Genomic DNA, 11,791 nt, shown 5'->3' with positions numbered 1-11,791 from the left:
CCCGCGTCCTGACACGCCGGACGGCCCCGGCTCCCCCGCGATCACGCGGTGGGAGCCGGGGCCGTCCGGCGTGTTACGCCATCTGCCGGGGAGCGGACGTCAGTGACGGCCGGCCGGGTTGCGACGGCGCAGCATGAAGACCGTGCCGCCACCGGCCGCGACAAGCACCGCGGCAACACCGGCGATCATGCCGGTGTTGCTGCCGCCACCGGTCTCGGCGAGGTTGGACGTGCCACCGGCCGGCGACGGCGCGTTGGTGTCGGCCACAGCCGCGGCGGGCGCGGTGGTGGTCGCCGTCGGCGTGGGCGACTTCGTGTCCTTCGGCGGCGGGTTGTCAGCCGGCGGCGGGTTGTCGACGGGCGGCGGCGGGTTGTCGACCGGGGCGGTGCACGCCTCGCTCGGCGTGGTCACGCCGCCCTTGATGTCCTCGTCGACGAGCACCTTCTTGCCCGGCTGACCGGCCGTGACGTGCACGGTGTACGTCTTGCTGGGCGCCCAGGCGAGCGGGATCGAGACCGTGACGCCATCGGCGGTCGGGTGGTCGATGGTGCCGGACGCGACCTGGACACCGTTGTCGAGGATCGTGACCGTCGCGGGCGTACCCGAACTGTCGGCGTCCGTGACGTCGATGGTGGCCTTGCCGTTCGTCTTGTCACAGTTGGCGACGGCGGAGAAGTCACCGATCTTGCATGCGAACGCGTTGCCTGCAACGCCCAGCGCGAGCGCAGCTGCGACGGAGGCAACGCCGATGGAACGCACCGCTATTGCGGTGCGGCGGTTTATGGACACGTCTTCCCTTCACGGGATCGGATCACAAGCGCGGAAAAAGCCGGTCAGCGAACCGTGCGGCCCCCCGCCCCGCTGATGGCCCCCACACCTCTACAAGCCCCCGTGCACGCTTGTCAATTGAGCGCAAACCGACCACAACTCGACCCCAAACCCACAAAGAGCACCCGGTTGGGGTGCTCTTCGTGGGGCGGCTGTTACAGAGTTGCTACGCGGGCAGGTTGCGCGCCATGACGATCCGCTGGACCTGGTTGGTGCCCTCGTAGATCTGGGTGATCTTGGCGTCGCGCATCATCCGCTCGACCGGATAGTCGCGTGTGTACCCGTATCCGCCGAGGAGTTGGACGGCGTCGGTGGTGACCGACATGGCCACGTCCGAGGCGTAGCACTTGGCGGCGGCGCCGAAGAAGGTGAGGTCGGAGTCGGAGCGCTCCGACCTGGCCGCGGCGGCGTAGGTGAGCTGGCGGGCGGCCTCCAGCTTCATGGCCATGTCGGCCAGCATGAACTGGATGCCCTGGAATTCGGCGATGGCCTTGCCGAACTGCCTGCGCTCGGCCACATATCCCCTGGCGTAGTCCAGCGCGCCCTGGGCGATGCCGAGGGCCTGGGCGGCGATGGTGACGCGGGTGTGGTCCAGGGTCTTCATCGCGGTGGCGAAGCCGGTGCCCTCCTCGCCGATGATGCGGTCGGCGGGGATGCGGACGTTGTCGAAGTAGACCTCGCGGGTCGGCGAGCCCTTGATGCCGAGCTTCTTCTCCGGGGCGCCGAAGGAGACGCCCTCGTCGCCCTTCTCCACCACGAAGGCCGAGATGCCCTTGGAGCGCTTGTCGGGGTCGGTCACCGCCATGACGGTGTAGAAGTCGGACACCCCGGCGTTGGTGATCCAGCGCTTGACGCCGTTGAGCACGTAGAAGTCGCCGTCGCGTATGGCCCGGGTCTTCATGCCCGCCGCGTCCGAGCCGGCCTCGGGCTCCGACAGGGCGTAGGAGAACATCCCCTCCTTGCGGGCGAGGGCGCCGAGATACTTCGTCTTCAGCTCCTCCGAGCCGGACAGCTGCACCGGGAGCGAGCCGAGCTTGTTGACCGCGGGGATGAGCGAGGAGGACGCGCAGACCCGGGCGATCTCCTCGATCACGATGACGGTGGACAGCGCGTCGGCGCCCGATCCGTCGTACGCCTCGGGGACGTGCACCGCGTGCAGGTCGTTGGCCTCCAGCGCTTCTCGCGCCTCCTGCGGGAAGCGGCCCTGCTCGTCCACCTCGGCGGCGAAGGGGGCGATCTTCGCCTCGGCGAGGGAACGCACGGCGTCCCGCAGCATGTCGTGCTCTTCGGAGGTCCGGAAAAGGTCGAAGTCGGAGGATCCGGCCACAGAGTCTCACTCCCGATGCTAACTACCGTTAAGTAACCGTACAATCCTAGGGCCGCGTCCATGATCAGGCCTACGTGACCTTCCCGACAGGGGCCCGCCGTACGCGCGCGCCTTCACGACACCCGGGTGCCGAGCGTGTCGAGGCTGTGGGTGGCCATGAAACCCGCCAGGGTGTCGTTGCGCATCGCCTCCCACAGCTCGGCGCCGCCGTTGCCGTCGAGCAGGACGACGGACTGCTTGTCGATGGTGTCGAAGCCCGCGACGGGCGCGTTCATGAAGGCCATGTCCGAGGCGCGCACCGAGCGCATGTCCCACGCCAGGTCGCGCAGCGCGCCGTCGGACAGCCGGTCGTCCACGCTCACCACGGAGGTGACCTGGTCCAGGGTGCGCTTGAGCTTGAGCGGATTGGCCGCCGTGCCGCCGGAGAGCGTCTTCGACAGCACCGCCCGCAGGAAGTTCTGCTGCCGGTGGGTGCGGTCGAGGTCGCCGTTGGGCAGGCCGTAGCGCTCGCGTACGTAGTCCAGCGCGTCGTCGCCGTTCATGTGGTGCCGGCCCGCGGTCCACACCCCGCCGGGGCCGTTGCGGCGCGAGACCGTGCTGTCGACGGTGACATCGACGCCGCCGACCGCGTCGGTGAGCTTCTTGAAGCCGCTCCAGTCGATGACCGCCAGGTGGTCGACCCTGACCTTCGTCAGCCGCTGCACCGTGTCGATCAGCAGCGGTGGGCCGCCCCAGGAGAAGGCGGCGTTCAGCTTGGCCATGCCGTGGCCGGGGATGTCCACCCAGGAGTCGCGGGGCAGCGAGACGACGTAGGCGTGCTTGTGGTCGGCGGGCAGGTGCACCAGCATCACCGTGTCGCTGCGCTGGGCGCCCCGCCTCCATTCCGGCGCCTCGGCGTCCTTGCCGGTGGTGGGCAGGTCGGAGCGGGAGTCCACACCGACCAGCAGGAAGGTCTGGCTGCCGCTCCTCGACGGCGGCGGGAGCGCGCCGGCCGGCAGATCGGTGGGGAAGGCGTGCGGGATGCGCTGGACGCGGCCGGTGTAGTGCTCGTAGGCCCAGTAGCCGGTGCCGGCGATCAGCAGGGCGCCGGTGCACAGCAGGACGAGCGATCCGTACAGCACGCGGCGGGTGCGGCGGCGGATCCGGGCGCGGCGGTGCGCGGGCGGCTCGGGTCTACCCGGCGGCTCGGAGGGCGGCTCGATTCCTCCCGGCGGCTCCGACAACCACTCGGACGGCTCAGCAGCCTCCGGTGCACCGCCCGGCTCGGGTATGTGCCCCGGCTCGGCCTTGTCACCCGATTCCGCCACGCCTTCGGCCGCGGGTGCGGCGGGCGGCTCCGCTGCCCCCCGCCGCGCCGGCTCTGTCGTCGTCGCCACCAGCCACGATCGGCCCCCCACCCCGGATTCCCACCCCTTCGGACCAGTCACCGCATTGTGGACCCGCCGACCTGCGCGCACCCCCCTTTTGGCCCACCCGGTGCCGACTATGCTCTGGCCCATGCCTCTCAAGCTCACCGTCATCGGTACCGGCTACCTCGGCGCCACCCACGCCGCCGCCATGGCCGAACTCGGCTTCGACGTGCTCGCCCTCGACATCGAACCGCGCAAGATCGAGATGCTGTCGCAGGGCCGGGTGCCGATGTTCGAGCCGGGGCTCGAAGAGCTGCTCGCCCAGCACGTGGCCGGGATCGAGGGCTCCAGCGGGCGGCTGCGCTTCACCCTTTCGTGGGAGGAGGTCGCCGAATTCGGCGACGTGCACTTCGTGTGCGTCAACACCCCGCAGAAGCAGGGCGAATACGCCTGCGACATGAGCTACGTGGACCGCGCCTTCTCGATGCTGGCCCCGCACCTGCGGCGGCCCGCGCTGGTGGTCGGCAAGTCCACCGTGCCGGTGGGCAGCGCGGCCCGGCTGGCGGCGCTGCTGGCCGAGCTGGCACCGGCGGGCGCGGGCGCTGAGCTGGCGTGGAATCCGGAGTTCCTGCGCGAGGGCTTCGCGGTGCAGGACACCCTGCACCCGGACCGGATCGTGGTGGGCGTGACAAGCGAGCGCGCCGAATCCCTCCTGCGGGAGGTTTACGCCAAGCCCGTCGCAGAAGGCACGCCTTTCATCGCCACCGACTATCCGACGGCCGAGCTGGTCAAGACCGCGGCGAACGCCTTCCTCGCCACGAAGATCTCCTTCATCAACGCCATGGCCGAGGTCAGCGAGGCGGCCGGCGGCGACGTGGCCAAGCTCGCCGAGGCCATCGGCCACGACGACCGGATCGGCCGCAAATTCCTGCGGGCCGGCATCGGCTTCGGCGGCGGCTGCCTGCCCAAGGACATCCGCGCCTTCATGGCCAGGGCCGGCGAGCTGGGCGCCGACCAGGCGCTGACCTTCCTGCGCGAGGTCGACTCGATCAACATGCGGCGCCGCACCCACATGGTGGAGATGGCCCGCGAGGCACTGGGCGGCGGCTTCCTCGGCCGCCGGGTCGCGGTGCTCGGCGCGACCTTCAAGCCCGACTCCGACGACGTACGGGACTCCCCCGCGCTCAATGTGGCCGGCCAGATCCAGCTGCAGGGCGGCCAGGTGACCGTCTACGACCCCAAGGGCATGGACAACGCCCGCTCGCTCTTCCCCACCCTCGGCTACGCCCCGACCGCGCTGGACGCGGTCCGCGGCGCCGACATAGTGCTGCACCTGACCGAGTGGCGGGAATTCCGCGAGCTCGACCCGGGCGAGCTGGCCGACGTGGCGCGCGGCCGCGCGGTGCTCGACGGCCGCAACGCGCTTGACCCGGCGGTGTGGCGGAAGGCCGGCTGGACCTATCGCGCGATGGGCCGCCCGCAGGCGTAAGGAGCCCGGGTCCGGGCGGGCCGTGCGGGTCAGCCCGCTTCCGGCCTGCTGTTCTTCCGGTAGGTCCGCATCTTGGCCCGGCTGCCGCAGATCGCCATCGTGCACCAGCGGCTGCGGCCCGCCGGGCTGCGGTCGTAGTAGACCCAGCGGCAGGTGTCGGCGGCGCAGGCCTTGAGCCGCGGCCAGGTGCCGTCGGCGGTCGCCCGCACGACGGCCGCGGCGACCGCGGCGGCCATCTCGCCGGCGCCGGTGAGCCCGTCGGCGGGGCGTACGGTCGCGCGGCCCTCGGTGTCGACGGCCAGCCGCAGGGGCGCGCGGGCCAGCAGCCGATCCAGGGCGGCCGCGGTGGCGGCGGGGACGTCGGTGCCCGCGTGGGCCGCGCAGACGTCCCGCAGGGCCTCCCGCAGCGTCAGGACGTCGGCGAGGGCGTCCGCGTCGTAGCCGCGCCCCGACAGGCCCCTCCCGCGCGCCCAGGCCGCGGCCTCCTGCGCGGTGCGCAGCTCCTCGCTGCCGCCCTCCAGGTCCGCGGTGTTGACCAGGTCCTGCACGAGCCGCAGCGGATCGGGCGCGGGATCGCGTACTCCGGGCTGCTCCACCCTTGCCACGTTACCGCCGCACCGCCATCATGAAGTAACGGTTACCGGTACATGGCCATAGCCGGTAACACCGTCCGACGAAAGGACCCGCCATGATCGGCCGGCTGAGCGCCGTCGTCCTCGACTGTCCCGACCCCGCAGCCCTTGCCGCGTTCTACGCCGAGCTGGTGGGCGGCACCGTCGAGGCCGAGGACGAGACGTGGGTGGACCTCAAGCGGGAGGAAGGTCCCGCGCTGTCCTTCCAGCTCGCCCCCGGACACCGGGCGCCGCAGTGGCCCGACCCGGAGCGCCCGCAGCAGTTCCACACGGACATCGCGGTGCCGCGCCCGGAGCTGGACGACGCGGAGAAGCGGGTCCTCGCGCTGGGCGCGACCCTGCTCGAGGGCGACCTCGACGGCACCCGCAACTGGCGGGTCTACGCCGACCCGGCGGGACACCCCTTCTGCCTGTGCGCCTGCTGAGGCGGGCGGCGCGGCCCTGACCGGGGCCGGACCGGGTCAGCCGACCGGCTCCGCCATGGTCGACGGGCCGCGCTTCACCCGGAGCACGGCCGCCGCGGACTCCGCGTCACGCAGCACCCGCACCGCGTTGTGCCAGGTCAGCTTTGCCAGGTCGGCGTCCGACCAGCCGCGGCGCAGCAGCTCGGCGACCAGGTTCGGATAGCCGGCCACGTCGGTCAGGCCCTCGGGCGTGAAAGCGGTGCCGTCGTAGTCGCCGCCGATGCCGATGTGGTCGACGCCGGCCACCTCGCGCATGTGGTCGAGGTGGTCGGCGACGGTCGCCGCGGTGGCGGCCGGGCGCGGGTGCTCCGCCTCGTACGCCCGCTGGACGGCCATGCCCGCCGGAGTGGTGTCCAGCGGGTGCAGGCCGTGCGCGCGCATGTTCCCGTCGGCCGCCGCGGTCCACTCGATGGCGGCGGGCAGGATGAATTTCGGTACGAAGGTGGCCATGGCCACGCCCCCGTTGGCGGGCAGCTGGGCGAGTACGTCGTCGGGGATGTTGCGCACGTGGTCGCAGACCGCGCGGGCCGAGGAGTGCGAGAAGAGCACCGGCGCCTCGGCCACCCGCAGGGCGGCGCGCATGGTGTCGGCGGAGACGTGCGAGAGGTCCACCAGCATGCCGAGCCGGTTCATCTCCCTGACGACCTCCTCGCCGAAGGCGGTCAGGCCCCCGGCGGCGGGCTCGTCGGTCGCGGAGTCCGCCCACGGGGTGTTGTCGTTGTGCGTGAGCGTCATGTAGCGCACGCCGAGCGCGTAGAAGGCCCGCAGGACGGCCAGGGAGCAGTCGATGCTGTGGCCGCCCTCGGCGCCCATCAGCGACGCGATGCGGCCCCTGCCACGGGCTTCCTCGATGTCGTCGGCGGTCAGGGCGAGCGCCAGGTCGTCGGGGTAGCGCTCGGTCATCCGGTGGACGACGTCGATCTGCTCCAGGGTCGCGGTGACCGCGTCCGCGCCGGCCAGCTCCACCGACACGTAGACCGACCAGAACTGCCCGCCGACGCCGCCGGCCCGCAGCCGCGGGATGTCGGTGTGCAGCCGGTCGCTCTGGTCGGCCGCGATGTCCAGCCGGTCGAGGTCGTAGGAGACCTGCTTGCGCAGCGCCCACGGCAGGTCGTTGTGCCCGTCGACGACAGGGTGGGCGGCGAGCAGGTCACGGGCGCGGGCGAGGAGGTCCATGCAGGCCAGCCTATGCGGCGGCGTACATTGCGCCGCCACCGCACACGGCCGTGCCCGGCGCCCTACTTGGCGAAGCCGAAGCCCGCCGCCCCGGTCACCTTGGCGCGCAGCCTGCGGCCCTTCTCGGTGGCCTGCTCGTTGAGCGACACCTGGAAGTCCCGCATCCGCGCCTGCAGCACCTGGTCGTGCGCGGCCAGGATGCGGACCGCGAGCAGCCCCGCATTGCGCGCGCCGCCCACCGAGACCGTGGCGACCGGCACACCGGCCGGCATCTGCACGATGGACAGCAGCGAGTCCATGCCGTCCAGGTACTTCAGCGGCACCGGTACCCCGATGACCGGCAGGGGGGTGACCGAGGCGAGCATGCCGGGCAGGTGCGCGGCGCCGCCGGCGCCCGCGATGACCGCCTGGATCCCGCGGCCCGCGGCCTGCTCCCCGTAGGCGATCATCTCGTGCGGCATGCGGTGGGCCGAGACGACGTCGACCTCGAAGGTGACGTCGAACTCCTGCAGCGCGTGGGCCGCGGCCTCCATCACCGGCCAGTCGGAGTCGGAGCCCATGACGATGCCCACCGCGGGCGCGGTCGTCTCGCGCGCTTCACTCATCGATCGTCCCTCGCAGGTAGTCGGCCGCGTGACGGGCGCGCTCGCGCACGTCGTCCAGGTCGTCGCCGTAGGTGTTGACGTGGCCGACCTTGCGGCCGGGCTTCACGTCCTTGCCGTACATGTGGATCTTCAACCCGGGGTCGCGGGCCATGCAGTGCAGATAGCCGGCGTACATGTCGGGGTAGTCGCCGCCGAGCACGTTGGCCATCACCGTCCAGCGGGCCCGCGGGCGCGGGTCGCCGAGCGGCAGGTCGAGGACGGCCCGCAGGTGGTTGGCGAACTGCGAGGTGGCGGCGCCGTCCATGGTCCAGTGGCCGCTGTTGTGCGGGCGCATCGCCAGCTCGTTGACCAGGATGCGGCCGTCGGCGGTCTCGAACAGCTCGACCGCGAGGTGGCCCACCACGCCCAGCTCTCGGGCCACCGTCAGCGCGAGGCGCTGGGCCCGCGCGGAGAGCGCGTCGGACAGGCCGGGCGCGGGCGCGATCACCGTGTCGCACACCCCGTTGACCTGCACGGACTCCACCACCGGATAGGCCACCGCCTGGCCGTGCGGCGAGCGCACGACATTCGCGGCCAGCTCGCGCACGAAGTCGACCTTCTCCTCGGCGAGCACCGGCACACCGGCGCGGAAGGCGTCTGCCGCGTCCGCCTCGGCGCGGACGAACCACACGCCCTTGCCGTCGTAGCCGCCGCGCACGGTCTTCAGGACCAGCGGGTATCCCGCGGTCTCGGCGGCGAAGCGGCTGACGTCCGCCGGGTCGGCGACGATCCGGTTGCGCGGGCAGGGCACGCCGAGCTCGGCGAGCCTGGCCCGCATGACGCCCTTGTCGTGCGCGTGCAGCAGCGCCTCGGACCCCGGGCGTACGACGACGCCCTCCGCCTCCAGGGCGCGCAGGTGCTCGGCCGGCACGTGCTCGTGGTCGAAGGTGATCACGTCGCAGCCCTGTGCGAAGGCACGCAGCGTGTCGAGGTCGCGGTAGTCGCCGACGGTGACGTCCGCGGCGACCTGCGCGGCCGAGTCCTGTGCGGTGTCGCTGAGAATCCTGAACCTGATGCCGAGCGGGATGCCCGCCTCGTGGGTCATACGGGCGAGCTGGCCGCCGCCGACCATGCCGACTACGGGGAATGTCACGTTGATTCCTGCCGGTGGTGCACGGGGGCCGGTCCCCCGCTGATGGCCCTACCAGCGTATCCGCCGTACGGCCGCACGAACGACGGACGGCTCCGCGGCGGACTTCACGGGGGCGGTTAGCATGAGGGACACCGAAATCCTCCCCGCCGGCCGGCGGCATCGACCTACCCCCCACAGACAGGGCCCGAGCGATCACCATGACCGGATTCAGCGCCCTGCGCGGCAAGCTGGCCCTGATGTACCGCGAGATCGCGAAGTTCGGGGCGGTGGGCGGCGCGGGCGTCCTGGTCAACATCGGGGTCTTCAACCTGGTGCGGCACAACACCGGGCTGCAGACGGTCCGCGCCAGTGTGCTGGCGACGCTGGTGTCCATCGCCTTCAACTACGTGGGCTTCCGCTATTTCACCTACCGGGACCGCGACAAGGCCGGCCGCACCAAGGAGCTGGGGCTCTTCCTGCTCTTCAGCTGCATCGGCCTGGTGATCGAGAACGGCGTGCTGTTCGTGGCCACGTACGGCTTCGACTGGGACAGCCAGCTGCAGAGCAACATCTTCAAATTCCTCGGCATCGGTGTGGCGACGCTCTTCCGCTTCTGGTCGTACCGCACCTGGGTCTTCCGGGCGATCCCCGCGCGGGACGCGGTGGAGCAGGCCGAGTCCTTCCTGGCGGCGGGCGGCGGCGCGACGGGCGTGTCGGAGGACCGGCGCAAGCGGCGGAGGGCCGGCGCGAACCGCCGCGTCTGACCGGCCCGCGTCCGCGCTCCTTCAGCTGACGATGTCCTCGCGGGGCGGCGGGGGCTGCATCTCCCTGGCGAGGAAGAGCGCGAAGACCGGCGGGTGCTGCTGGAGCAGTTCGAGCCGCCCGCCGTCGGCCTCGGCGAGGTCACGGGCGAGCGCCAGGCCGAGCCCGGTCGAATTGCGGCCGCTGACCGTGCGCTCGAAGACCCGCGCACCCAGGTCGGAGGGCACCCCGCGGCCCTCGTCGGTCACCTCGACCACCGCCTGGTTGCCGGTCACCCTGGTGCGCAGCCCCACCGTGCCCGAGCCGTGCATCAGGGAGTTCTCGATCAGCGTGGCCAGGACCTGCGCGACCGCGCCCGGGGTGCCGACCGCCCGCAGCGCGGGGGTGCCGGAGCGGACGATGGCCCGGCCCTCGTTCTGGTAGGCCGGGCGCCACTCCTCGACCTGCTGCTTGATCACCTCGTCGAGGTCGAAGTAGACCGCGGAGCCGGTCCGCGGGTCGCGCGCGTTGGTCAGCAGCCGCTGCACCACGTCGGTGAGCCGCTCGACCTGGCCGAGCGCGATCGTCGCCTCCTCCTTGACCGTCTCCTGGTCGTCGGTGGCCACGATCTCCTCCAGCCGCATCGACAGCGCGGTCAGCGGGGTCCGCAGCTGGTGCGAGGCGTCGGAGGCGAGCCGGCGCTCGGCGGTGAGCATCCGCCCGATCCGCTCGGCGCTGGCGTCCAGCACGTCGGCGATCCGGTCCAGCTCGGGCACGCCGTAGCGGCGGTGCCGGGGGCGCGGGTCGCCGGAGCCGAGGCGCTCGGCGGTCGCCGCGAGGTCGCTGAGCGGGCTGGCCAACCGCTTGGCCTGGCGTACGGCGAGGCCCACCGCGGCCATCACGGCGAGCAGCGCGACGGCCAGGATCACCAGCAGATTGCGGCCGATCTCCTCGCTGACGGTGGACCGCGGCTGCTCCACGGTGACGGACTCGCCGTGGTCGCCGCGCTGGGTGGAGGTGATGACCTTGCCCTTGGGGCGGCTGCCGAGGGTGACCTGCGGGCGGCCGGGCACCTGCACCACGGCGAAGCGGTCGGCGGCGATCTGCCGGTCCAGGCCCTTGGCGTCGATGCTCTCGCCGGCAAGGATGCGGTTCTCCACGATGCCGACCAGCCGCACCGCCTCGGACTCGACGCCGTCGCGCGCGCTGCTCTCGATGGTCCTGGTCTCCACGAAGATCAGGGACAGCCCGAAGACGGCGATGACGACGAGCACCACGGCAAGCGTGGAGGAGATGAGACGGCGGCGCACGGCGGTGGCGGGTCAGTTCTTCTCGAACCGGAAACCGACTCCGCGAACCGTGGAGATATACCGCGGGTTGGCCGCGTCGTCGCCGAGTTTCTTGCGCAGCCAGGAGATGTGCATGTCGAGGGTCTTGGTGGACGACCACCAGGTGGTGTCCCACACCTCGCGCATCAACTGCTCGCGGGTGACGACCCGGCCTGCGTCCCGTACCAGCACCCGGAGCAGGTCGAATTCCTTCGCGGTGAGCTGCAGTTCGTCGTCGCCCATCCAGGCGCGGTGCGACTCGACGTCGATCCGCACCCCGTGGGTGGACGGCTGCGCGGGCTCGGTGGTGCCGCGCCGCAGCAGGGCGCGCACCCGGGCCAGCAGTTCGGCGAGCCGGAAGGGCTTGGTGACGTAGTCGTCCGCGCCGGCGTCCAGGCCGACGACCGTGTCGACCTCGTCCGCGCGGGCGGTCAGCACCAGCACCGGGAAGGTGTGGCCCTCGGTGCGGATCCGCCGGCACACGTCGAGGCCGTCCATCCCGGGCAGGCCCAGGTCGAGCACCACCAGGTCGACGGAACCCAGCAGCGCCGCCTCCAGCGCGGTGGGTCCGTCCTCGCGCACCTCGACCTCGTAACCCTCGCGGCGCAGAGCGCGCGCGAGCGGTTCCGAGATGGATGCGTCGTCCTCGGCCAGAAGTACGCGGGTCATGGGCTTGATGGTAGTCCGCACCCCGCGGGCGCGAGGTGGTGGTACGCCGCTGTCCGCTCACGCCCCCCGCGG

The 11,791-nt window shown here is 71.9% G+C and carries 12 protein-coding genes; 3 read left to right on the top strand and 9 right to left on the bottom strand.

Features of this window, described 5'->3' with window-relative positions; genetic code table 11:
* Window positions 1-99: 99 nt before the first annotated feature.
* The 3 genes from OG900_26105 to OG900_26095 form a co-directional block, all read right to left on the bottom strand.
* The gene (locus tag OG900_26105) at window positions 100-759 is read right to left on the bottom strand and encodes a hypothetical protein (protein ID WUH93246.1); all 660 of its coding nucleotides are present in this window, start codon (window positions 757-759) and stop codon (window positions 100-102) included.
* A 235-nt stretch (window positions 760-994) separates the two neighbouring features.
* Window positions 995-2,155, bottom strand: coding sequence for an acyl-CoA dehydrogenase family protein (locus OG900_26100; GenBank protein ID WUH93245.1), 1,161 nt, complete (start codon window positions 2,153-2,155; stop codon window positions 995-997).
* 113 nt (window positions 2,156-2,268) lie between these two features.
* Window positions 2,269-3,276 carry an LCP family protein gene (locus OG900_26095; protein ID WUH93244.1) on the bottom strand — a complete coding sequence of 336 codons (1,008 nt, stop codon included), beginning with the start codon at window positions 3,274-3,276 and terminating at the stop codon, window positions 2,269-2,271.
* Window positions 3,277-3,652: 376 nt separating this feature from the next.
* Between OG900_26095 and OG900_26090 the strand changes: the two genes are divergently transcribed.
* Window positions 3,653-4,993, top strand: coding sequence for a UDP-glucose/GDP-mannose dehydrogenase family protein (locus OG900_26090; GenBank protein ID WUH93243.1), 1,341 nt, complete (start codon window positions 3,653-3,655; stop codon window positions 4,991-4,993).
* Window positions 4,994-5,022: 29 nt separating this feature from the next.
* On the opposite strand, the gene OG900_26085 is transcribed toward OG900_26090, so the two are convergent.
* Window positions 5,023-5,589, bottom strand: a complete 567-nt coding sequence (locus OG900_26085; protein ID WUH93242.1) for a CGNR zinc finger domain-containing protein — start codon at window positions 5,587-5,589, stop codon at window positions 5,023-5,025.
* Between the two features lie 92 nt (window positions 5,590-5,681).
* On the opposite strand from OG900_26085, the gene OG900_26080 reads away from it, so the two are divergent.
* Window positions 5,682-6,050 carry a VOC family protein gene (locus tag OG900_26080; protein ID WUH93241.1) on the top strand — a complete coding sequence of 123 codons (369 nt, stop codon included), beginning with the start codon at window positions 5,682-5,684 and terminating at the stop codon, window positions 6,048-6,050.
* A gap of 36 nt (window positions 6,051-6,086) precedes the next feature.
* Here OG900_26080 and OG900_26075 read toward each other — a convergent pair whose 3' ends face one another.
* The 3 genes from OG900_26075 to OG900_26065 form a co-directional block, all read right to left on the bottom strand.
* A complete protein-coding gene (locus OG900_26075; protein ID WUH93240.1) occupies window positions 6,087-7,265 on the bottom strand; it encodes a dipeptidase in 1,179 nt (392 codons plus the stop codon).
* Between the two features lie 62 nt (window positions 7,266-7,327).
* Window positions 7,328-7,870, bottom strand: a complete 543-nt coding sequence (gene purE, locus OG900_26070; protein ID WUH93239.1) for a 5-(carboxyamino)imidazole ribonucleotide mutase — start codon at window positions 7,868-7,870, stop codon at window positions 7,328-7,330.
* On the bottom strand, window positions 7,863-9,002 hold the full coding sequence (locus OG900_26065) for a 5-(carboxyamino)imidazole ribonucleotide synthase (protein ID WUH93238.1): 1,140 nt from the start codon (window positions 9,000-9,002) through the stop codon (window positions 7,863-7,865). Before OG900_26065 ends, purE begins: the two co-directional genes overlap by 8 nt.
* 197 nt (window positions 9,003-9,199) lie before the next feature.
* On the opposite strand from OG900_26065, the gene OG900_26060 reads away from it, so the two are divergent.
* Window positions 9,200-9,745, top strand: coding sequence for a GtrA family protein (locus OG900_26060; protein WUH93237.1), 546 nt, complete (start codon window positions 9,200-9,202; stop codon window positions 9,743-9,745).
* A 21-nt stretch (window positions 9,746-9,766) separates the two neighbouring features.
* On the opposite strand, the gene OG900_26055 is transcribed toward OG900_26060, so the two are convergent.
* On the bottom strand, window positions 9,767-11,032 hold the full coding sequence (locus OG900_26055) for an ATP-binding protein (protein WUH93236.1): 1,266 nt from the start codon (window positions 11,030-11,032) through the stop codon (window positions 9,767-9,769).
* A gap of 12 nt (window positions 11,033-11,044) precedes the next feature.
* Window positions 11,045-11,719: a response regulator transcription factor gene (locus OG900_26050; GenBank protein ID WUH93235.1), complete on the bottom strand. Its 675-nt coding sequence runs from the start codon at window positions 11,717-11,719 to the stop codon at window positions 11,045-11,047.
* Window positions 11,720-11,791: the final 72 nt, after the last annotated feature.

Source organism: Streptomyces sp. NBC_00433 (genome assembly GCA_036015235.1).
Classification (GTDB): Bacteria; Actinomycetota; Actinomycetes; order Streptomycetales; family Streptomycetaceae; genus Actinacidiphila.
This window is presented reverse-complemented; position numbering and strand designations above follow the sequence as displayed.